Source organism: Roseomonas aerilata DSM 19363 (genome assembly GCF_000711725.1).
Classification (GTDB): domain Bacteria; phylum Pseudomonadota; class Alphaproteobacteria; order Acetobacterales; family Acetobacteraceae; genus Roseomonas; species Roseomonas aerilata.
This window is the reverse complement of record NZ_JONP01000003.1, coordinates 132,178-153,794: the sequence shown is the minus strand read 5'-3', so window position 1 is coordinate 153,794 and position 21,617 is coordinate 132,178. Positions and strand designations below refer to the sequence as shown.

Here is a 21,617-nt window from a genome sequence, read left to right as displayed (position 1 = left end):
GAAGGTGGGGCAGCGCCCGCCCGGGCGAAAGGGCCGCTGGCAAGGCGGTCGCGTTGCGGGGCAGGATCGGCTGGTCCCTTGCCGGTGGAGGCCATCCGCATGATGAAACGCCGTTCCGTCCTCGCTGCTGCCCCCACCCTCCTCGCGGCGCCCGCGCTGCACGCCCAGGGCGCCTGGCCCAACCGCCCCATCCGGATGGTTGTCCCCTACACCCCCGGCGCCGCCACCGATGCCATGGCACGCCTGGCCGCCCAGAAGATCGGGGAGCGGCTGGGCGTGCCCGTGGTGGTGGAGAACCGTGCGGGCGGCAACGGCGCGATCGGCAGCCTTGCGGTGCTGCAGGCGCCGGCCGATGGCTACACCATCCTCGGCTCGGCCAGCGTGCACCCCATGGCGCGGCAGGTGATGAAGGCCGCGCCTTACGACCCCGTGGCCGATTTCGTCCCCCTCTCCCGCACCGCCCGCGGCCCCCTGGTGCTTGTGATGGACCCCCGCCGCCCCCAGCAGACCCTTTCCGAGGTGGTGGAGGCGGCGAAGCGCGATCCCTCGAAATGGAGCTTCGCCGTCTCCTCCCTCGGTGCCGCCGGCCACCTCAGCGCCATCGAGTTCAATCGCGTGACCGGCGCGCGGGTGGAGATCGTTGGCTATCGCGGCACGGCGCCCGCCCTGTCGGACGTCGCGGCCGGCAACGCGCAGCTGATGCTCGACGCGGTGCTGGCGATGCTGCCGATGGTGCGCGGCGGGCAGGTGCGCGGCCTGGGCATTGCCACCCCGGCCCGCACCGCCCTCGCGCCCGAACTACCGACCCTGTCCGAGGCCGGGTTGCCCGGCTTCGAGTTCTACTCCTGGTACGGTGTCTGGGGCTCCCGCGCCCTGCCCGCCGAGATCGTCGCCCGGTTCCACGAGGCGGTGACGGAAGGCATGCGCGAGCCCGAGACGGTGCAGCGCCTGGCCTCCCTCGGCTTCGAGCCGGTGGTGGAAAGCCAGTCCACGCTTGAAACCTTCATCCGCGACGACGTGGCCCGCAACGCGGCGCTGCTCCGCCTCGCCGGGTTCCAGCCGGAATAGGGGTGCGCCGCCTCGCCCATGGACGGGCGTGCGGGCGCCGGGCAGAAGGGCCCGGGCCGGCGCGGCATGGAAGCCGCCGCGCCACGCGAGGGAACAGGACACCGCCGATGGATGCTCCGACGATCCCGCCTCCTCCCGCCCCGCTGGAGGAGCGCGAGGGTGCCCCCATCTCCCGCATCATCGCCGAGGTCGCCGCCGCCTGCCCTGGCGAGCGGATCACCCTCGGCGAGATGTCCGAGGCCTTCGGCGACCGCGCCTTCGGCCTCCTCATCCTCCTGCTCCTGCTGCCCTCGCTCCTGCCGGGCATGGCCACCGTCTTCGGCATGCCCATGCTGCTGCTGGGGGCCCAGATGGGCCTCGGGCGCCGCGTGCCGCGGCTGCCGGCCTTCATGGCGCGGCAGTCCATCAAGCGCGACGACCTGCTGCGCCTGGCCGGCGCCTCCTCCAAGTGGCTGGGAAAGATCGAGTGCTACGTCCGCCCCCGCCCCGGTCCTTTCACCACCCCCTTCGGCGACAGGCTCTTCGGCTGGCTGACGGTCTATGTCGCCATCATGCTTATCCTGCCCGGCCCGGGCACCAACGGCCCGCCCGCCTTCGGCAACATCGTCATGGCGCTCGGCCTGGTGGAGCACGACAGCAAGACCATGGGATGGGGCATCCTGCTCACCGTGCTCGGCTGCGTCTTCGCGACGGGCGTGCTGGCGGTGATCGGCTGGATGGGCGTGCGGGCGATCGGCTTCGTGTTCTGAGGAACACAGGCGCGCGGCTTCCGCCACACCCCCTCCCGGCCCCGCCCGTCGCGCGCTAGAAGCCGGCCATGCGCCGGTGGCCCGAAAGGGCTGAAACGGGAATGCGCGACGCGTCGCGGGTCCATCGGGCCCGGGGCGCCCATCCGCAGCTGCCCTCGCAACTGTAGGCGGCCCTTTCCGGCCCCCAATCGCCATTGCCACCCCCGGGTGTCGAGAAGGCGGGGGCCGGTTCCGAAAGGAGGGCCGCGAGCCAGGAGACCGGCCGGCGCAGAGCTGTCTCGCGCGTGCCGGGCGAGGTGCACCGGCGCAACGGACATACGGGGGGCGATCCGCCCCTTCCGCATGCGGGAACCGCGTCCACCGTCGCGTGGCCCTTTCGGGGTCGCGCGGCAGATCGTGTCCGCTCGCCTGGGGAACCCCGATGCGACGTCTTCTGCTTCTCTCCTTCACCGCCCTCGCCGCGCCCGCCGCCCTGGCCCAGCCGACGCCTCCCGTGAACCAGCCGAGCGCCGCGGTCACGGAAACCGTGGTCACCGCCACCCGCATCCCGACGCCGATCGAGCGCGTGCCCGGCAGCGTCACCGTCATCGACCGACAGACGATCGAGGAGCGCGGCTACCAGACCCTGGCGGAGGCGCTCGTCTCCGTCCCCGGCCTCTCCCTCATCCAGTCCGGCGGCCTTGGCCAGCCGTCCAGCGCCTTCATCCGCGGCACCGCCTCCCGCCACGCCCTCGTGCTGCTGGACGGCGTGCCCGTGAACGACTCCTCCGAGCCCAACGGCGCCTTCAACTTCGGCAACGACCTGCTGGGGCTGGAGGTGGAGCGGATCGAGGTGCTGCGCGGCCCCGCCTCCTCCCTCTACGGATCGGGCGCCATCGGCGGCGTGGTGAACATCGTGACGCGCCGCGCCCCCGCCGATCGCCCGATCGAGGCCTTCGGCGAACTCGCCGGCGGCAGCAACCGCACGCTGCGCGGCGGTGGCGGCATCGCGGGCACGGTCGGACAGTTCGACTACCTTCTCTCGCTCCGCAGCCTCTCCACCCGCGGCACCGACGCGACGCCCGGCCGCTTCTATGCGAACACCGGGGAGCGGGACGGCTTCCGCGGCCTCACCGGCACCGCCCGCCTTGGCTGGACGCCGAGCGAGCGCCTGCGCGTCGAGGGCTTGTTCAACTGGCGCGACAACTCCGGCGGCCTCGACAACGTGCCGGCCGACGATCCCAACTACTCCTTCAACGACCGTCGCTTCACCGGCCAGCTCCGCGCCGAGGCGCGCCCGATCGACGCCTGGACTACGGGCTTCCGCATCGCGCAGACGCGGGACCGCCGCCGCTACACGAACCTGCCTGACAGCCTCTCCTCCGCCACGACCGACGACCTCTATCGCGGCGAGCGGACGGTCTATGACTGGGGCAACCAGCTCCGCCTGCCCGATGCCGGTCCCTTCGACGCAAGCCAGCTCGCCTTCGGCCTGACGCATGAGCGCGAGGAGGTGCGCCAGGCCTCCGGCGGCAGCTTCTTCCGCACCACGACGAACGCGGCGGCCAGCAACACCGCCGTCCACGCGGGCTACCAGGTGCGGCTCCTCCGCCGCTTGGACCTCACCGCCGGCATCCGCAACGACGATGCCGAGGACTACGGCAGCCACGTCACCTACCGCCTTGGCGCGGTGCTGGCCCTGCCGGAGATCTCGGCCCGCCTCCGCACGGCCTATGGCACCGCCTTCAAGGCGCCCTCGCTCTACCAGCGCTACGGCGTCATCACAGGCTTCTTCCAGGGCAACCCGAACCTCCGCCCCGAAACCTCCGAGGGCTGGGAGGCAGGCATCGAGTTCGACGTGCCCTTCGCTGGCCAGCGTGACCTCGCGACCCTCGGCGCCACCTACTTCGCGAACCGCATCCACGACCTCATCAACTACGACGCCGCCTTCACCTCGCTCGAGAACGTCGACCGTGCGCGGATCAAGGGCGGGGAGTTCACGGCGACGCTGCGCCCGGCCCGCTGGCTGACGGCCAGCGCCGCCTATACCGTCACCGACGCGCGCGACGCCCGCAGCGGCGAGCGCCTGGCCCGCCGCCCCGAGCAGCAGCTCGCGCTCAACGCCAGCCTGCGCCTGGCCGATGCCGTGACGGTCGCACCCGAGCTCGTCCTCTACGGTCGCTCGCAGGAGGGCGCCTTCGCCTCCTACCGGGATAACGGAAGCGCCTACACCACCGCCCGCGACAACAAGGCCGGCACGGTCTTCAACCTGACGGCCACCTGGCAGGTAACCGAGCCCGTCGCGCTCTTCGCCGAGGGTCGCAACCTCACGAACAGCCGCTTCGAGCCCGCGAACGGCTTCGTCATCGCGGGACGGACGGCCCTGGTGGGAACCCGCTTCCGCTTCTGAGGCGCCCTCCCGAAGGCCACGGACGGGGGCGCCCGTCCCCGTGCGCTGCTCACCGTTTTCGCGGCCCCGCCGGGAAGCGCGACTTCTTCACGATACGGCAAGGCTTTATCGCTTGAATGTCCCCGTCACGTGATGGGAGGCGGAAGGTGTCCACCCTGGGTTCGGGGTTCGAAGGAGGTCGCGGCCCTCGTGGCCGGGATCACCTCGATCTTCCACAGGCTCGACGGCAAGGGGCGGCTCTCCCCTCCTATGGGCGCCGGCGGCTGGGGCGGCGTCGCCGCGGCGGCCCGCCTTCAGCGGGGCCGCAAGGCGCGGGCGCCCTTCCCTCCCGCTACCTCCGGTCGCGGGGGGCGCCGTGAACGCCGTCCGCCCGGTCGCGGGCCCTGCCCCGCAGGTCGGCGCCGCCCCGGTGTCCCGCGGTGGTGGCTTCAGCGTCCCGAACCTGCCTCCGGCCCTCGCCGGCGCCTCTCCGGCGCTGGAGCTCCTCGCGATGGAGTCCCTCCTGAAGCTCCAGGAAGGCTTCAACAGCGGGGCCGCCAAGCCGCGCGCGGCAGAGGCCTCCCCGGGCGCCCTCCCGGCCGCTGCCTCGCGCTTCCCGAAGGCTTTCATGGCATCGGACTACGGGAAGTATATCGGCCGGTCGACCGGCTCCGGGCAGTGCGTCGCGCTGGTGCAGGCGGCGAAGCCCGAGGTGGGGAAGACGGCCGGCTGGACGCGGGGCGAGGCCGTGCGCGGCAACACCTCGCTCCAACCCGGCACGATCATCGCCACCTTCAACAGCACGGGCCGCTACACCAACGCGGAGGACGGCAGCAGCCACGCCGCGATCTATCTCGGCCAGGACGAGAGCGGGATTCAGGTTCTCGACCAGTGGGTGGGGAAGCCCGCCGCGATCCGCACCATCGCCTGGGCAAGGCCTGGCGCCTCTCCGTCCAACACCGGCGAGCGCTTCCACGTGGTCGGGCACGCGACCTGATTCACGCCGGAACGACGGCGTCCGGCGCGGCGCCGTCGTCGGCGCGCGCGGCCTAAAGGGTTTCCAACAGTCCCGCGATCACCTCTCCCCGCGGCGCCAGATCGCGCCACAGGATGTGTTCGAAGGGCGCGTGGGCCCCCGCGCCGGTGCAGCCCAGCCCATCCAGCGTCGGGACGCCCAGCGCCGCCGTGAAATTCCCGTCCGAGCCGCCGCCGCGGTGCTGCTTCGGCAGCTCGTAGCCGGCCTCCCGCGCGAGGGTCCGCGCGCGCTCGTAGAGGTTGAGGATGTTCGCGTTCTCCGCGAAGGAGGGCCGGTTCATCCCGCCCTCCACGGTGATGGTGATCCCGTCCTCGCTGCCTGCCAGTGCGAGGATCTCCCGCTCCATCCGCTCCCCGTCCTCGAGGTTGGCGACGCGAAGGTCGATTTCACAGCCGGCCTCGGGCGGAACCACGTTCGGCCGCGTACCGCCCCAGACAGGCGCGACATTGGTGGTGGTGCCCGCCGCCAGGTCCACCATGGCGTGGACCTTCTGGATCACCCCCGCCAGCGCCACCACCGCGCTCCGCCCCTCCGACCAGTTGCCGCCGGCATGGGAGGAGACGCCCTGGATGCGCACGGTGAAGCGCCCCACGCCCTTGCGTGCGGTCACGCAGGCGCCGCCCGGGTTCCCTGCGGGCTCCGGGATCAGCACGGCGCTGGCGCCCCGCGCCTCCCGCTCGATCAGCTCGCGGGAGGTCGGGCTCCCCACCTCCTCGTCGGGCGTGAGGAGAAGGGTGATGGGGCTGTTGGTCTTCACCCCCTGCCGCAGGATCTCCCGCAGCGCGTGGAAGGCGAGGAAGGAACCCGCCTTCATGTCGTAGATCCCGGGCCCGAAGGCCTTCTCCCCCTCCACCTTCCAGGGCATCGAGGAGGCGAGCGTCCCGTGATCCCACACGGTGTCGAGATGCCCCGCGATTACCACCGGCTTGCGGTTGCCCGTGGAGGGCGAGGGCGGCGTGCGGGCGACGAGATTGTCGCCGTAGCCGTCGCGGCCGGGAATGCGCGTCACATCGGCGCCCGCCTCGCGCAGGGCAGCCTCGGCGCGGTCCATCAGCCCGTTCACGGCCGCCGCGTCGGTGGTGGGGGTCTCGTGCAGCACCCAGCCGCGCAGCTCCTCCAGCAGTTCCTCGCTCGTGCCGATCCGGGTTGCCGCCATGGTGCCTCTTCCCTCTCAAATGCGCCGGGGGTTCTCGCGCCGGGGTCAGGACTTGTCCATGCTGACACCGCAAGGAGTGGTCACATGGACGGGATTCGATTCGAGGACCTATCGCTGGGCCAGTCGGCCCGCTTCGCGAAAACGATCACAGAGGCCGACATCCTCCTCTTCTCCGCCGTCTCCGGCGACAACAACCCCGTCCACCTCGATGCCGAGGCGGCCGCCGCCTCCTTCTTCGGGGAGCGCGTGGCCCATGGGATGCTCACCGCCTCCCTTATCTCCGGTCTTCTGGGCACGAAGCTGCCCGGGCCAGGGGCGGTCTATGTCTCCCAGACCCTTCGCTTCCGGGCGCCGGTCCGCATCGGCCAGACCGTGGCCGCGGCCGCCGAGGTCACGGGCCTGGACCCCGAGCGCCGCCGCGCGACGCTCCGCACCACCTGCACTGCGGCGGGCGTGGTGGTCCTGGAGGGTGAGGCGGTCGTAATGATCCCGGAAGGTCCGCAGGCCAGAAATGAAGCCCCTTCGGCTGGATAGGCGGGTGCTGCGGTGCCACATTCCGTCCCATGAGCATTGAGATGAAGCGGGTCTGCGTCTTCTGTGGCGCGAACCCGGGCAACAACCCCGCCCATGCCGAAGCCGCCCGCGCCCTCGGCCTTGCCATCGCGGATCGCGGCCTCGGCCTCGTCTATGGGGGCGGCAAGGTCGGGCTGATGGGCATCGTCGCCGATGCCGCGCTGGAGGGCGGGGCCGAGGTGGACGGCGTGATCCCCGAGCACCTGATGCAGCGCGAACTCGGCCACGGCTCCGTCACCCGCCTGCACGTCGTCGCCTCCATGCACGAGCGCAAGGCGATGATGGCGGCCCTTTCGGACGGCTTCGTGGTGCTTCCCGGCGGCTTCGGCACGCTGGAGGAGGCCTTCGAGGTCCTCACCTGGTCGCAGCTCGGCCTGCACCGCAAGGGCACCGTCTTCCTCGACGTGCAGGGCTACTGGAGCCGGCTGAACGGCATGCTCGACGCCATGGCCGACGAGGGATTCGTGAAGCCCGAGCACCGCGCCATCGCCCTGACCGCCGCCGAGCCGGTGGAGGCGCTTGACCTGCTCGCCGCCTTCCGCCCGCCGGAGGTGACGCGCTGGATCGAGCGCGTGGCCCAGGCCTGAGCCGCCGCTTCATGGACTGCCAGGTCTGGACCGACTGGCACGCCCTGCCGGAGGCCGCGCGCGGCGGCACGGTGGCGCTGGGCAACCTCGACGGCGTGCATCTCGGCCACCGCGCCGTCCTGGCCGCCGCCCATTCCGCACGCCCGGACCTGCCGCTCGCCGCCCTCACCTTCGAGCCGCACCCGCGCGAGCACTTCCGCCCGCAGGACCCGCCCTTCCGCCTCACCCTGCTGCCGGCGAAGGCCGAGGCCCTCGCCGCGGCCGGCTGCGCCCATGTCCACGCGGTGCCCTTCGACGCCGCCCTCGCCGCCATGGAGGCCGAGGCCTTCTGCGACACGGTCCTCCATCGCGCGCTCGGCGCCCGTCATCTTGCCTGCGGCTCGGACTTCGCCTTCGGCCACCGCCGCGGCGGGGACACCGCCTTCCTTGCACGCTGGGCGGAAGCCCGCGGCATCGGCCTGACGGTCGTGCCGCCGGTCTCCGACGCCGCGGGCCCGATCAGCAGCACCCGCATCCGCCGCGCGCTTCAGGACGGCTACCCGGAGCGCGCCGCCGCCCTTCTCGGCCGCGACTGGGAAGTGCGCGGCGAGGTCTTCCACGGCGACCGGCTGGGGCGGGAACTCGGCTGGCCGACGGCGAATGTCTGGCTTGGCCGCCATCTGGAGCCGGCCCGCGGCGTCTACGCCGTCGTCGCCGCCCTGCCGGATGGAGGCCTCGTGCCAGGCGTCGCCAATGTCGGCCGCCGGCCAACCCTCGGCGGCGATCCGGAGACGCGGCTGGAAACCCACCTCTTCGACTGGTCCGGCGACCTCTACGGCCAGGAGATCGGCATCCGCCTGCACCGCTTCCTGCGCGAGGACGCGACCTTCGACGGGCTGGATGCGCTGAAGGCCGCCATCGCGAACGACGCGACCCGCGCACGCGCCGTGCTGGGCGCCTGATCTGGCGGAAGCCCTGCGGACGAAGGTCATGTCGCGGGCGCAACACATCCGGACCGATCGGTGCCGCTGCACGGCACGAAACAGGCGGTCCCGCCTTCACAAGCAGGGTCCGGGGCCCCTAAGAGCAGCGCGCGCCAGCGAACGCGCCGCCCCAGAGAAGGATTCCCCTTACCGTGTCGAAGAAGTTCCTCACCGACGTCATCCAGAACTCCACCGAGATGACCGGCGCTGCCGCCGGCCGCCTGGCGGCTGACCTGATCGCCGCCATCAAGAACGAGATCATCGAGAACGGCCGCTTCTCCCTTCCCGACTTCGGCTCCTTCACCGTGCGCGAGACGCCCAAGCGCTCGGCGCTGAATCCCCGCACGGGCGAGAAGGTCGCCGTTAAGGCCGGCGCCACCGTGCGCTTCAAGGCCAGCCCCTCGCTGAAGGTCGCGGCTTTCGCCGGTGCGAAGAAGGCGAAGCGCAAGGCCGCGAAGTCCGCCAAGGCGGGCTGAACCGACCACCCGCATGCCACGCCGCCGGCGCCGCGCTACGCCGTCCGCTGCCCAGCACGCGGCGCCGGAGACGACTCTCTACGCGGCGGTGAAGGCGCATCTGGAGGGGCTCGGTTACGAGGCGAAGGGCGAGGTTTGCGGCTGCGACATCGTTGCCGTCCGCCCTGGCGAGCCGCCCTTCCTCGTCATCACCGAGATGAAGATGGGCTTCACCCTGGAACTCCTCCTCCAGGGCGTGGACCGGATGGCGGCGGCGGACGAGGTCTGGCTCGCCGTCCGCGCGACGACGCGCGGGCGGGACGCGGACGCGCGCGTACGAAAGCTCTGCCGCCTGCTCGGCTTCGGCCTGCTGGCAGTGGATCCCGGCCGGGCGGGCGTGCAGGTGTTGGCGGAGCCCTCACCCTATCGCCCGCGCGGCAATCCGCGCCGCCGCGCCCTCCTGCTGCGCGAGCACCGCCGCCGCCGCGGCGATCCGAACAAGGGCGGCGCGACGCGCACGCCGATCATGACCGCCTATCGCCAGAACGCCCTTGCCTGCGCCGCCGCCCTGCGGGAAGGCCCGCGCCGCCCGCGCGACCTGACCGCGACGGTGCCGGAAGCCGGCGCGATCCTGCTGCGCAACGTCTATGGCTGGTTCGACCGGGTGGAGCGCGGCGTCTACCGCCTCTCCCCCTCGGGCGAGGCGGCGCTCCTCCTGGCTGCAAGCGCCTAAGGCGTTTCCGCTCGGCACCAACCGTGGCAAGCCGAAGCCTCGACGAGATTTATTTTCCACCGGTGGTCCGTGGCGTCTGGATCGGCGGGAAAAGCGACTATCTGTTCGTAGTGGCCACGCGGTCGTCCCGCCAGCATGGCTGGAGTTGATCGCGTTCAGTGTCCACAGTCGACTGGCTAGCTGCCTTCGGGCCAGCTTCCTCCGCGGCGCCGCAACCCTCTCCTTGAAGGGGCGGTCAGCCGCCGCGACACACCGCATTGCCGGTGTGGCCGCACTTCGCAGCCCGCGTGCCGCTTCCACCATGGATGCGGCCAACACGGCCCCAATCTCCGCAATCCGCGTGGCCGAGCCACTTGGTCCGACACGCAACAGACCTATTGGAGATGTGCGATGCGCAGGATCTTCACGGTCGTCACCATGGCAGGCGTTCTGATGAGCGGCGCACCGCCGGCTTTCGCCGACGGCAATGACGTCATGGGCGGGAAAACCAGGGCGGAGGCCTGGAAGCAGCCTTCACGCCCTGTCGCACGCGTAGAAGCGGCGGCGCCCAGGTTTGTTGGAGGCGAGGACCAGTACCTCGTTTCCCCGGCGAGATCACCGGCCTGGACCCCGCCCGCCAACAACATGGCACGGCCGGCGACGGGCCGCTTCGATGTTACCCCCGCCGCCATGAACTTCTTCGCTGACCAGAGCGGCTGACGCTCACCTCGCGGGTACCCGGCCGCGTCCATCGCGGCCGGGTACACTTGGCGTCACGCACGGATCGTGGCCCTACTGGCTGTATTGCCGCTCCGATCATCCCGATCAGAGCGCCTCCCCGCCGTGCTCCACGGCGGCGATGGTCATCGCGTCCTCGATAATCCGCAGCTCGCGCTGGCTCACCTCCGACCGCCCCGCCGCGATCGCCGCGCGGAAGGCGCGGTAGACGCCGTCGTACTCGACGTCCGGTCCCTCCGGCAGGATCACCGCGCCGTCGCGCAGCAGCGTCCGCACGCCCCTGATCAGCAGCTCGCCGAAGGTGCCGCGCAGGGTGATGTTCCAGATATCCGTGCCGCCGCGCCGCCACTCGAAGGCGGCCTCTCCCTCGCCACCCTCCCAGGCGAGGCGCATGTCCACGGCTGCCGGCGTCGCGGCCCCCGGCGGCAGGCGCAGACGCGCGCTCGCCACGCGAAACTCCGCGCCCGGCATCACGCGGCAGAGGATCGAGAGCGCGTTGATGCCGGGATCGAAGACCCCGAAGCCGCCGGGCTGCCAGGGCCAGGTCTGCCCGCCGTGCCAGCGCTCGAAGTCCTCGCGCCACTCGATGGAGACGCTGGCCGGCGGGTGGCCCTCCAGGATTTCCCGCGCCCGCTCCACCGCCGCGTTGTGCTGGGCATGGAAGGAGGTGACGAGCACCTTGCCCTGTGCCGCCGCGATCCGCTGCAGCTCCACAACCTCGCCGAGCGTCGTGGCCGGCGGTTTTTCCAGCAGCACGTGCCGCCCGGCGAGCAGCGCGTCGCGCGCGACGGCGAAATGCGTGCCGGTGGGCGAGGCGACAGAGACCGCCTCCACCTCCGGCTCCGAGGCCAGCATTTCCCGGTGGTCCGCGTAGTGGTGCGCGGCGGTGCCCTCGGGGTGCGCGTGGGGGTCGGCGGTCGCCACCAGCTCGAAGCCGGTCTCGCCCGAGAGCGCCGGCAGGTGCTGCGCGCGCGCAATGGCGCCGCAGCCGACGAGCGCGATCCTCATGCCACCCTCTCCGAGTTGATGGCCACAAGCGGCAGGCGCAGGCAGAGGCTGCGCGCCGGCAGCACGTCCTGCCACTGGCTGATCAGCCGCTTGTAGGCGCGCCCGACCTGCCTCGGCTTGCGGTCGAGATCGTAGAGGCCGACGGAATTCACCCGCCCGTTGTTCTCGCGCAGCGCCGTGTCCCAGTCCACCTGGTCGGTCAGCGAGAACCAGGTGAAGCCGAGCACCGGCACCGGCGTCTCCCACAGCAGCAGCAGGTTCGCCCACTGCTTCCACAGCCAGTCCGTCGAGCTGCCGTGCAGGTCGTCCGCCAGGTTCGTCTCGGTGTGCATCAGCGGCAGGTGGTAGCGGGCATAGTACTGCTGGATGATCGTGGCGTAGCCATAGACATCGCCCGAGGCGCGCGTGCTGCAATCCTCCAGCACCAGGTGCTCGTTCGTCACGTAGTAGTCGGTGCCGAGCACGCAGTGGCGCTTCAGGTCGGTGGTCTGAAAGGCCGCGTACTCCTCCGGCGTCATCCCGTTGTCCATCAGGTGCTCGTACATCGGCGCCTCTATCTGGTGCCCGTAGTTGAGGTCGAGCGAGAGGAAGCGCTCCGCGTTTCGCCGCTTCGCCTCCGCCCAGGCCCGCGGGGAGGAGGCGTGGTACTGCTCGGCGGATTCGCTCTGGATGAATATCGCGTCCGGCCGCACGCGCAGGATGGCGCGCATGGCCAGCCGGTTCGCGGCCACGAGGTGCTTCAGCGCCGTGACGAAGCCGCGCTCCGTCGTCATCCGCTCGTTCCACCAGCCGTACCGGCCGGAGAAGAGCGCGCAGACATACATCTCGTTCACGGGCGTGTAGAGCTGAACCCAGGGGAAGCGCACCGCAAAGGCCTCTGCGTAACCCGCGAAGAGGCGCGGGAAATCCGGGTTCTGGAAATCCCCGATCCAGTCCGGCACGCCGAAATGGCAGAGATCCACGATCGGGTAGGTGCCCTGGTGGCGGAGGGCGGCGAAGGTCTCGTCAGCGAAGGCCCAGTCGTAGCGGCCCTCGCCGAGCCAGGTGCTGTGCAGCGGCGGGCCATAGCGCAGCGCATTGCACCCGACCTCCTGCACGAGGGCGAAGTCCTCCCGCCAGCGCTGCATGTGCCCACTGGCCGCCATCTGGTCCACCCGCCGCTCGCCCACACGCGGGTTGCTGTTCTCGATTCCCGTCGCGAAGAGGAAGAGCGGCGCAGTCACGCCAGGGCTGGGCGGAAAGGCCGGGGGCAAGAGATCGGGCATGCGGACTCCTCGGCCGGTTCAGCGCGGGCAAGCCGGGCAGGGTTGCCCGAAAAGGGGCGCCGGCGTGCTCCGCGGTCCTATCCTCGGGGGCGTAGCGTCCCGCGGAACGGTACGGCGCGACCCGCCCCGATCCGCTGGGCGCATCCTGCAACCCGGGCGCTTCCTTGTTCGTTCGGGAGGGTCATTTCGCGCGCTCTTTATGGAAAGACAGGCGATGCGTGTGCTCCGGCAATCCTGGCCTCACGCCGCAACCGGGTGCGCGGCGCGCGGGCAGCTCTTCCAACTCCCTGAAATCGGCGTTACCCAGTCCTCGTCGCGGCCTCGCCGTGTTTGACCAACAGGAACGCCGCATTATCCCGCAGACGCCGAGAGGCGGGGGGGACCATCCTCCGCCGGCCAACCCTTCGCCCGACGGCCGGGGAGCCAGGTCGGGCCCGGTGATGCCACCCTCTCACCCCCGCATGCTCGCTGGCCGCTGCGTCCTGATCGTCGAGGACCACTACCTCATCGCCGACGATCTGCGGACGCTGGTCGAGCGTCTCGGCGGCCGGGTGCTCGGGCCGGTCGGGCAGGTCGCCGCCGCCATCCGGCTCCTCTCGCAGGAAAAGCCGGACCTCGCCCTGCTGGACGTGAACCTCGATGGCGAGGCGGTCTATACCGTGGCGGAGGCACTGGGCACGGCCGGCGTGCCCTTCGTCTTCGCCACGGGCTACGACTCCTGGATCATCGACTCCCGCTTCAGCGGCACCCCGCTTCTCGAGAAGCCGATCGGCCTGCCCGCCCTGGTGGCCGCCCTCGGGGAACTGAAGCTTAGCTAGGGGAAAAAGAGGGGCCCCGGTCTCACCCTCCTCCCGTCGGAGTGCCGGGGCCGAGCTCCTGCAGCGTCTCCTCCTTCACCAGGCGCTCGGAGAGCGGCAGCGCGATGGTGCAGAGCAGCCCTGTGGGCTCGAGGCTCCGCTCCACCTCGGCATTCAACTCATAGGGAAGGGTTCGCTCGAACAGCTCGGTGCCGAAGCCATGGTGCAATGGCGGCTCGGCCGCCAGGGCCGCACCGCTCTCCCGCCAGTGAAAGAGCAGGCGTGGCGTCCCGGGGGGGAGCTCCGCGCCCCAAGTGACCTCTACCCTTCCCTGCGGTTGGGACAGGGCGCCGAACTTCACCGCATTCGTCGCCAGCTCGTGGAATGCCAGCGCCAGCGTCTCCGCCGCCTTTGGTCGCAGCGCCACCGCCGGCCCCTCGATGCGCACCTGCTTTCCCTCCCGCGCGGAATAGGCCAGCAGCTCGTCCGCCACGAGCTGGGCGAGGTCGATGCCGCGCTCCGGGTTGCGCGTCACCGCCGCCTGCACGCGCGAGAAGGCGTCGATCCGCCCGTCCAGGTGCATCGCCAGGTCATCGAGGCTGTCGCTTGCCTGAACGGTGCGGCGGATGATGGATCGGATCACGCTCAGGGTGTTGCGCACCCGGTGCTGCAACTCGGCCAGCAGCAGCCGCTGGTGCTGGCCCATCCGCCGCAGCTCGTCCACGTCGGTCGAGGTGCCCAGCCATTCCACCACCGCCCCCGCCTCGTCGCGCACCGGGGCGGCGCGGGCCTGGAACCAGCGGTACAGCCCCTCCGCCGCGTGCAGCAGCCGGAACTCGGCCCTGAACTCGGCCGGCGGCTCCCCCTTGGCCGCGCAGCGGTGCCAGGTGGCCATCACGGACTCCCGGTCCTCCGGGTGCACGGCGGCCAGCCAGCCGTAGCCGCGGGTGGCCGCCTCCGACAGGCCGGTATAGGCACTCCATTGCGGGCTGGACCAGGTCCAGCTCCCGCCGTCCACCGCGCGCCAGACGAGCTGCGGAATGCCCTCCAGCAGGGAACGCAGCCGGCGCTGACCCTCGCGCGCCGCGGCCTCCGCCGTCGCCCGCTCCGCTGCCTCCCAGACCCGCTCCGCCACCTCCCGCAGGAGGCGCCTCTCGTGCTCGGGCCAGGCCCGCGCGCCGGTGGCGGTTGCCCGGAACCAGGCCACAAGCCGCCCGCCGCGGTGGAGCGGAATGGCCAGGCCCGCCGTCCCGCCTACCGGCGCCTCAAGCGCGACCACCCGCCCCTGCCGCAGCGCGCCGGCCGCCTCGGGCAGGAGCTCGGCGAGGCGGAGCGGCCGGTCCGTCCAGGGCGGCACACCGCCACCCGTCGCCTCGTTCCCCGCCGTCCCATCCGCCTCCGACGGGTCCAGCACGTTGTAGCCGGCCGTCGTGAGGCCGAGGTGGCGCCGCAGCGCCTCCGCCCCCTCCGACAGGATCGCGTCCCGGTCCGTCAGCGGCCTGATCCGGTCCACGACGGCCAGCAGCACGGCGCCCCGCGCCTCGCTCCGCCGCAGGTCGTCCTCGGCCCGCACGCGGCGGGTGGTCTCGATCACCGTCGCGAAGAGCCCGGCCACCGCCCCGCTCGCGTCGCGCAGCGGGCTGGAGGAAAAGGTGAAGCACTCCCTCCCCGGCGGCTTCCCGGCTGCGGAAGGCAGGGCGAAATCCTCGCGCGAGACCGTCTCGCCGCGCGTCAGCACCTGCTCGGCCAGCGGCCCGACGGTGTCCCAGGCATCGGGCCACACTTCCCGCATCGGGCAGCCGAAGGCCCCTGGGTGCGGCACGCGGACAAGCGGGACCGCGGCGTCGTTGTAGAGCTGCGTCAGCTCCGGGCCCCAGGCCACGAAGCAGGGGAAGGCGGAGGAGAGGCAGATCTCCACCGCCGTCCGCAGCGCCGGTGGCCAGCCGCTGGCCGCGCCGAGCGGCGTCGCCGACCAGTCCATGCGCCGGACGGTCTCGCCCGTCACTCCGCCATCGGGGGGCCAGCCCCCCGGATCTCCCCTGCCGCTCATCGCCCGCCTCCCCCCCGCGGAGCCATGGGACCCCGGCCCGGCGACACTGCCCCCGGCGGCGTCCGCGGCCAGGTCCTAGTTATTCGCATCGAGATGCCGTCCCTCCGCATCGAGGTGGAGGTAGTTGGGGTTGAACTGCGCCGCATCCTGCAAGGCCGCAAGATCGGGAATGGTGAGCGTCCGGCCCTTCAGCACGATGAGCTTCATCGCGCGCAGCTCCTGCAACGTCCGATTCACGTGAACGACAGAAAGCCCCATCGCATCGGCCATCCCCGCCTGGGTGAGCGGCAGGTCGCAGGAATTGCCCTCCGTCTGCCCCACGCCGCGCAGCCGGAGGAAGATCTCGCACATGAGGTGCGCCATCCGCTCCAGCGCGTGGCGCTGACCGAGGCTCACCGTCCACTCGCGCTGGATCGCGGCGTTCACCAGCGCGTCCCACAGGAAGGCCTGGTTCAGGCGCGGGTGCTTCGCCGTGATCTCCTCGACGCGCCGGCGCGGAAGCTGCGCGTAGGTCAGCGGCGTGAGGGAACCGATGGAGTGGTCCATCTGGCGCAGGACGAAAACGTGGCTGTCGCAGAAATCGCCTGGCAGAACGAAGGAGATGATCTGTCGCCGTCCGTCCTCGAGATGCTTGTAGCGGCAGGCCCAGCCCGAGAGCACGAGGTTCAGCGTCTGCGGCCGGTCGCCCTCGCGGATGATGTCGCCGCGCGGCCCGATCTGGCGCACCCCTTCCGACGCCGCGAGGTTAAGGACCTGCTTCTCCTCGAACGAGAGCCGGACGAATTGTTCCAGTTTCAGGATAAGAGGATTCGAGGCGAGAAGATCCATCGGTGCTCCGGTCATGCCACAGGGGCCACGACAGGGGGCCATGACCGGCATATGCCCTTCGATCGGATGCGGTCTTAACCTATGTAATTCACTTAACTTGCGGTCAGGTCGAGCACAAAATCAAGCTGTGGCGAACTGCCACGGAGGGAGACGCCGGCGATGACAACTCTTCCCGACCTTCCGCGACGCTCCTTTGGTGGCGCGGTGTTCCCAGGGCCGCAGCAAGGCGCCGGTGCGGCGCCCGCCGGCCGCCGCGTTCTCGTCGTGGAGGACGAGTTCTTCATCGCCGACGACATCGCCGAGGCGCTGCGCGAACTCGGGGCCGAGGTGATCGGCCCGGCGCCGCGCCTTTCGGAAGCGCTCGAGCTGATCGAGAGCGCGGGCCCGATCGACCTCGCCGTGCTGGACGTGAATCTCGGGGACGACGCGTGCTTCCTTGTCGGCGACGCCCTTCTCGCGCAAGGCATCCCCTTCGTGTTCGCGACAGGCTATGATCGTAGCTTCCTGCCCGCGCGCTTTCGGAGCGTGCCCTACTGGGAGAAGCCCTTCGATCCCGGCTTGCTGGCGCAGGCGCTCCGCGAGTTTTGTGGTCCATCGAACGGCTACGGCTGAAAGACCGAAGGCGGCGGTCTGTTCTGTCAGATGTTAACGACAGCCGCCGCCCGGGCGACTTGTCTTACGCAATGAAAGCGCTTCCGCCGCCGGCAGAGCTGAACCGGCGTCTTCTTCAGCTGCACCTCATCCTGTCGCTCTCGCCGCGCCAGGCCGAGCTGCTGCAGGCGCGCCCCCCGTTGCGACACCCGGCCGCGCCGCAACCCGCCCCGCCCTCGCGCTTACGGGCCAGGAGCCAGGCCAGGGCCCTTCGTCCCACCATGAGCTGAGCCATTGCGCCCTGCGGCTTGGCGGCGCAGGTCAAACACTCGTGTCCGTTATCTCAGGTGAACGGCACATCGCGCGCGCGTACCCACATACGCATTCCCGACGGCAGAACGCCTGCCAAAGAAGGAAGCACGCATGTTCTTCAGCACCCCCCGCCTCCAGTACCCCGTCCGTGTCGACAAGCCCAATCCCGTCTTCGCCCGCGCGCTGCAGCAGGCGATCGGCGGCGTGGAGGGCGAGATTCGCGTCATGATGCAGTACCTGTTCCAGTCCTGGGGCTCGCGCGGCCCGATGAAGTACCGGGAGATGCTGCTGAACACCGGCACGGAGGAGATCGGCCATGTCGAGATGCTCTCCACCGCCGTCGCCCTGAACCTCGAGGGCGCACCGCTCTCCTTCCAGGAGGAGATGTCGAAGGACTCGATGGCCGGCGCCGTGCTGAACGGCATGAACCTGCGCCACATCCTCTCCACCGGCCTCGGCGCCACGCCCGAGAACTGCAACGGCGTGCCCTTCAACGCGAGCCACGTCTACGCCAGCGGCAACATCGTCGGCGACATGTACGCGAACGTCGCGGCGGAGGCGACCGGCCGCGCGCTCGCCACGCGCCTCTACAACATGACCGATGACGCCGGCATGAAGGACATGCTCTCCTTCCTCATCGCGCGCGACACGATGCACCAGCAGCAGTGGCTGGCCGTCATCGAGGAGCTCGGCGGCACGGAAGCGGCGCTGCCCGTGCCGAACAGCTTCCCGCAGTCGCAGGAGAAGGGCGAGTTCGCCTATGCCTTCTTCGTGCATGGCGTGGACGGCACGGTGCCCGAAGGCCGGTGGACGACCGGCCCCTCGCTCGACGGCAAGGGCCAGTTCGAGGCGATGATCTCGAAGCCGCTCGGCCAGGTGCCGGAGCTCGCTCCAGCCCGTCCGGACAGCGGCGCGCAGGTGGAGCAGACCTCCACCCAGCCGCCGATGACCTCGCCGGCGAACTGACGGCGGCGGCGCGCGGCCCAGGGTCGCGCGCCCTTTGGGGAACTGGGAATAAAGACGGGCCGGCGAGGCAGGCGGGTGCCTCAAGCCGGCCCTGAGCCGCCGGCGCTTGGAGGAGCACGCAGCGGCCTGCCCTCCATATACGCGACCGGGGCCTGAAAAGCGAATCAACCGAGCGCATCCGTCGCTCAGATCCGCCCCCGGGGACGAGCAGGGACCTGATCGGCCCCGGCTCAGGAAGGAGGCCGGGCGCCCAAGCGCCCGGCCTTCGTCGCTTGAGCCGCGAATGGCGCGGCCCTGCTCTCAGACCTTGTTCAGGCCTGCGGCTGCCTCTTCGCGCCGCGGCGGCGCACCAGCCCCATGCCCAGCAGCCCCACGCCGAACAGGGCAAGGGAGGCGGGCTCGGGCACCGCCACGGGCGCGTAGGCCTTGTCACGCTCCGCCCTGGCGATATCGGCGAAGTTGGTGAACACGCCGTCCACCCCGAGCGCGTAGAACTGGGCGTACTGCGCGGGATTGTTCAGGAAGGTGTAGGGATGCACCGTCAGCCCGGCGGCATGGGCGATGTCGACGCAAGCCTGGGTCACTTGGCTGATGGAGGGCCCCACGCCGTCGGCATAGGCCTTGATCGCCTGGGCCTGCGCCGCGGTGGTCGGGCAGACGCCGAGCTGGGCGAGCGGCAGGTCGGTCACCGTATTCATGTACTGGACCTGCGCGGGGTCGAAGGACTGCAGGATGGCGTGGCCCGATCCGGCGGCGAAGTAACCGTTGTACTTCGGGTCGTTCAGCACGGCGAGAATGGCATCCACCACCGGCAGGCCGCTCTGCTTGGCCTCCGGATAGATGCCGAGGTTCTGCCCCGTCGCCTGGGCCGTCTGGTAGGTATAGTCGGCGAGCTGCGCGAGGCTGATCATCTTGTAGTCGCGGGTCGGGTCGTAGAAGCTGCGGTCGGTGCCGTAGCCGTTCGCGTTGCGGATGGTCGCCGTGAGCTGCTGGAGCTGCGAATAGGTGAAGTTGTTGACGTTGTAGGTGCCGTTCGGCGACCGAAGGGCGGCGATCTCGGGATGCGTGCTCGCGTAGCTCACCACATTCGTCGTCGCGTTCAGCGTGCCGTCGTGAAGCATCACGGCGACCCCGTCCCGCGTGGTGTACACGTCGCCCTCCAGGTAGTCCGCCCGCATGGCGACCGAGAGCTGATAGGCCTCCAGCGTCTCCTCGGGCAGGTAGCCGCTGGCGCCGCGATGGTTGATGATCAGCGGAGGCTCGCCGCTGAGGGTGGATCCGCCGAGCAGGGGCGCCGCCTGTGCGGCAGTAGCGGAAAGAGCCGAAGCAACGACCAGCGCGGTCGAGAGCCGTGTTGCCGGAAGAACCCGGCGAAGAACGGTGAAGCAATGCGCGACCATAAGGGCGTCCTCAGAGTTGTAGACATCCGCTTCGCCGCAACTGCCATGCCAGCCTGGAAATTCAGAAGCTTAACCAATACCCTTCGAAGCAAAAATTTCATAATAACCGATGTGCCGACCCGAGTGGAAAAAGCGCCGACAAGAACAAACGAGATTTTAAATACTTTGATATACTTCCGATACATGGAAGCAAAATCTTAACCAAGAATTCCTCTTCGCCCCGTAGACATCGGGTAGTGAGAAAAAACGGCTTCCTTTCCATGGGTGGCCGCGCTCCGATGCTTCTATGCTTCCTCAGCAGCCACTCAGAATGCACGGCCGGATATCCGCCGCGACGTAGCACGCCGATCGCGACGCGGATCATCGGAGCGACACCCAAGATCCAGCGAGGGCACCGCCTGGCGTTCATCCGGCGGAAGGTTTCCTGTTCACTCCTTCACGCCGGAAACATCGCATCTTCGTCGCGCTCCGCACCCGGGGCGCCGAACGGACCAGCGGAGAATTCGCGCGGTGAACCGCGGCATCCGTCAACCCGGCTGCGGACCCCGCCCCAGCCGCCACCGGGACGACCGCGCATCACCCTTCCACCTCGTGCAGCACCAGCCCCGGCGCTGCGGCCCCGCCGGTTTCCTCCCCGATCCGCCGCAACCCCTCGCGCAGGGCCGCGGTGCCGGCCGACCAGCGCTCCCCCACCGCCAGCGGCGAGAAGTCGAAAGCCTTGCCCAGGCCGGCCTCGTCCAGCCCGGCGCGCTGGCCGAGCACCAGCAGGGTTAGCCGGCGCGGCCCACCGGCCTCGCGCAGCAGGGGAGCGATCTCCGGTCCCTCGCGCAACTCAGGCGGCAGCCGCTCCGCCACCTCCGCGACCAGGGCACGCAGGCGGAACTCGCGCTCGCAGGCCTCCACCAGCCGCCGCGTCTGGTTGCCGAAGGCAAGGTCCCCCGCGCGCGACGCCGAGGCCGCCAGCGTGCGGGGCCGGCTTCCCCGCTGCGCGAAAAGCTCCACCAACAGGCAGAACACCGGCTCTTCACCGATGTCGCCAAGCAGCAGGTCGAGCGGCGCGTTGGAGGAGAGCCCACCGTCGCCCAGCAATCGTCCCTCCACCTCCACCGGGGCGAAGACCGGCAGCAGCGCGCAGGAGGCAAGCAGGTTTTCGGGCCCGATCCGGTCCCGCCGCGTGTCGAACACCACGCGCTCGCCGCTCACCACATCGGTCGCGACGACGCTCAGCCGCGGCGAGGAGGGATGGTTCAGCCGCTCGAAGTCGAGGCATTCCGGCAGGCGCCGGCGCAGCGGCGCGAGGTCGTAGAGCGACGGCGCCCGGCCCGCGAGGTCACCGCCCATGATCCGCGGCTGGAAGAGCCCCGGACGGCCGAGCAGGAGCGACTGCACCACCGCCGCCTCGCTGTAGGCGCGCCGCCAGGCTCCGGCTGGTGGCGGCAGGCCGAGCAGGAAGGAGGTCCAGGGCGTCGGATCGCCCGAGACGCCCTCCCAGAACCGGCGTAGCGCCTCCACCCGCCCTCCCGGTGGGTTGCCGGCGATGATGGCGGCGTTCAGCGCCCCGGCGGAGGATCCGAGCAGCCAATCAGGTTCCGCCCGGCCGGCTTCCGCCAGTCCTGCATAGACCCCTGCCTCGAAAGCCCCGAGCGCGATCCCGCCGGAGAGGACGAGAACCATCCTCTCTCCCTGGCGGGACGGGCTGGGTGCGGCGCCTGCGCCCAGCCCCTCAGGCATTCGCCTTGTGGCCGGGCCGTCCGCCATCGGATTTCGGGGAGCCGGTGCCGCCGATGTCGCGCTGGTTGTCGTGGCGCGGCTCGTTCTCGGCAAGGCGCCCCGTGCCCGCCGCCGGTCCGGCTTCGTTGCTCACGCCGCCCTTGCCCGAGCCCGTCTCCTCCGCGCGCCGGTCCGCCTTCTTGGCCGTGGTCATGTTGCCGCTCCTCTTCCAGATCTCTTCTGCCTGATCGAACGCACGCGATGGCCCCACGGTTTGGCCGCCGCC

General features: G+C 70.7%; 21 protein-coding genes and 1 riboswitch. Of the genes, 13 read left to right on the top strand and 8 right to left on the bottom strand.

What is annotated here, in order from left to right; genetic code table 11:
* Positions 1-99 precede the first annotated feature (99 nt).
* The 4 genes from BO39_RS05010 (at position 100) to BO39_RS32445 (ending at position 5,182) form a co-directional block, all read left to right on the top strand.
* Positions 100-1,068, top strand: a complete 969-nt coding sequence (locus BO39_RS05010; protein ID WP_245614965.1) for a Bug family tripartite tricarboxylate transporter substrate binding protein — start codon at positions 100-102, stop codon at positions 1,066-1,068.
* Between the two features lie 107 nt (positions 1,069-1,175).
* Positions 1,176-1,817: an exopolysaccharide biosynthesis protein gene (locus tag BO39_RS05005; RefSeq protein WP_052401534.1), complete on the top strand. Its 642-nt coding sequence runs from the start codon at positions 1,176-1,178 to the stop codon at positions 1,815-1,817.
* 57 nt (positions 1,818-1,874) lie between these two features.
* Positions 1,875-2,098, top strand: a riboswitch (cobalamin riboswitch).
* Between the two features lie 140 nt (positions 2,099-2,238).
* Positions 2,239-4,206: a TonB-dependent receptor plug domain-containing protein gene (locus BO39_RS05000; protein WP_043830642.1), complete on the top strand. Its 1,968-nt coding sequence runs from the start codon at positions 2,239-2,241 to the stop codon at positions 4,204-4,206.
* 355 nt (positions 4,207-4,561) lie between these two features.
* Positions 4,562-5,182, top strand: coding sequence for a BPSL0067 family protein (locus BO39_RS32445; RefSeq protein ID WP_052401533.1), 621 nt, complete (start codon positions 4,562-4,564; stop codon positions 5,180-5,182).
* 52 nt (positions 5,183-5,234) lie between these two features.
* On the opposite strand, the gene BO39_RS04990 is transcribed toward BO39_RS32445, so the two are convergent.
* Positions 5,235-6,377, bottom strand: coding sequence for a M20 family metallopeptidase (locus tag BO39_RS04990; protein ID WP_043830640.1), 1,143 nt, complete (start codon positions 6,375-6,377; stop codon positions 5,235-5,237).
* A gap of 84 nt (positions 6,378-6,461) precedes the next feature.
* Here BO39_RS04990 and BO39_RS04985 point away from each other — a divergent pair, with 84 nt between their 5' ends.
* From BO39_RS04985 to BO39_RS04960, 6 genes are all read left to right on the top strand, one after another.
* Positions 6,462-6,911, top strand: a complete 450-nt coding sequence (locus BO39_RS04985) for a MaoC family dehydratase (protein ID WP_043830638.1) — start codon at positions 6,462-6,464, stop codon at positions 6,909-6,911.
* 41 nt (positions 6,912-6,952) lie between these two features.
* Positions 6,953-7,537, top strand: coding sequence for an LOG family protein (locus BO39_RS04980; protein ID WP_043830925.1), 585 nt, complete (start codon positions 6,953-6,955; stop codon positions 7,535-7,537).
* Between the two features lie 11 nt (positions 7,538-7,548).
* A complete protein-coding gene (locus BO39_RS04975; RefSeq protein ID WP_043830636.1) occupies positions 7,549-8,478 on the top strand; it encodes a bifunctional riboflavin kinase/FAD synthetase in 930 nt (309 codons plus the stop codon).
* A gap of 173 nt (positions 8,479-8,651) precedes the next feature.
* A complete protein-coding gene (locus BO39_RS04970) occupies positions 8,652-8,975 on the top strand; it encodes an HU family DNA-binding protein (protein ID WP_043830635.1) in 324 nt (107 codons plus the stop codon).
* Positions 8,976-8,988: 13 nt separating this feature from the next.
* Complete coding sequence (locus tag BO39_RS04965; RefSeq protein ID WP_052401531.1) at positions 8,989-9,687, top strand: DUF2161 family putative PD-(D/E)XK-type phosphodiesterase; 699 nt, start codon at positions 8,989-8,991, stop codon at positions 9,685-9,687.
* Between the two features lie 390 nt (positions 9,688-10,077).
* Positions 10,078-10,386 carry a hypothetical protein gene (locus BO39_RS04960; RefSeq protein WP_043830634.1) on the top strand — a complete coding sequence of 103 codons (309 nt, stop codon included), beginning with the start codon at positions 10,078-10,080 and terminating at the stop codon, positions 10,384-10,386.
* A 105-nt stretch (positions 10,387-10,491) separates the two neighbouring features.
* Here BO39_RS04960 and BO39_RS04955 read toward each other — a convergent pair whose 3' ends face one another.
* Together BO39_RS04955 and BO39_RS04950 are read right to left on the bottom strand one after the other, a co-directional pair.
* Positions 10,492-11,412 (bottom strand): Gfo/Idh/MocA family protein, encoded by a 921-nt coding sequence (locus BO39_RS04955; protein ID WP_043830633.1) that lies wholly within the window; start codon positions 11,410-11,412, stop codon positions 10,492-10,494.
* Positions 11,409-12,677 (bottom strand): family 1 glycosylhydrolase, encoded by a 1,269-nt coding sequence (locus tag BO39_RS04950; RefSeq protein ID WP_156963483.1) that lies wholly within the window; start codon positions 12,675-12,677, stop codon positions 11,409-11,411. The genes BO39_RS04955 and BO39_RS04950 overlap by 4 nt, the downstream gene beginning before the upstream one ends.
* A 440-nt stretch (positions 12,678-13,117) precedes the next feature.
* On the opposite strand from BO39_RS04950, the gene BO39_RS04945 reads away from it, so the two are divergent.
* A complete protein-coding gene (locus BO39_RS04945) occupies positions 13,118-13,495 on the top strand; it encodes a response regulator (protein WP_043830632.1) in 378 nt (125 codons plus the stop codon).
* Between the two features lie 22 nt (positions 13,496-13,517).
* On the opposite strand, the gene BO39_RS04940 is transcribed toward BO39_RS04945, so the two are convergent.
* The gene (locus tag BO39_RS04940) at positions 13,518-15,524 is read right to left on the bottom strand and encodes a sensor histidine kinase (protein WP_084697856.1); all 2,007 of its coding nucleotides are present in this window, start codon (positions 15,522-15,524) and stop codon (positions 13,518-13,520) included.
* 75 nt (positions 15,525-15,599) lie between these two features.
* Positions 15,600-16,352, bottom strand: a complete 753-nt coding sequence (locus tag BO39_RS04935; RefSeq protein ID WP_043830630.1) for a Crp/Fnr family transcriptional regulator — start codon at positions 16,350-16,352, stop codon at positions 15,600-15,602.
* Between the two features lie 159 nt (positions 16,353-16,511).
* Between BO39_RS04935 and BO39_RS04930 the strand changes: the two genes are divergently transcribed.
* Both BO39_RS04930 and BO39_RS04925 read left to right on the top strand, forming a co-directional pair.
* The gene (locus BO39_RS04930; RefSeq protein WP_084697855.1) at positions 16,512-16,964 is read left to right on the top strand and encodes a response regulator; all 453 of its coding nucleotides are present in this window, start codon (positions 16,512-16,514) and stop codon (positions 16,962-16,964) included.
* Positions 16,965-17,366: 402 nt separating this feature from the next.
* Positions 17,367-18,221 (top strand): manganese catalase family protein, encoded by an 855-nt coding sequence (locus BO39_RS04925; protein WP_043830628.1) that lies wholly within the window; start codon positions 17,367-17,369, stop codon positions 18,219-18,221.
* Between the two features lie 311 nt (positions 18,222-18,532).
* Here BO39_RS04925 and BO39_RS04920 read toward each other — a convergent pair whose 3' ends face one another.
* From BO39_RS04920 to BO39_RS04910, 3 genes are all read right to left on the bottom strand, one after another.
* Positions 18,533-19,621: a glycerophosphodiester phosphodiesterase family protein gene (locus tag BO39_RS04920; protein ID WP_043830625.1), complete on the bottom strand. Its 1,089-nt coding sequence runs from the start codon at positions 19,619-19,621 to the stop codon at positions 18,533-18,535.
* Between the two features lie 576 nt (positions 19,622-20,197).
* Positions 20,198-21,295, bottom strand: coding sequence for a patatin-like phospholipase family protein (locus tag BO39_RS04915; RefSeq protein WP_052401527.1), 1,098 nt, complete (start codon positions 21,293-21,295; stop codon positions 20,198-20,200).
* Between the two features lie 49 nt (positions 21,296-21,344).
* Entirely contained in the window at positions 21,345-21,545 is a 201-nt protein-coding gene (locus BO39_RS04910) for a hypothetical protein (protein WP_043830623.1), read from the bottom strand.
* Positions 21,546-21,617 lie beyond the last annotated feature (72 nt).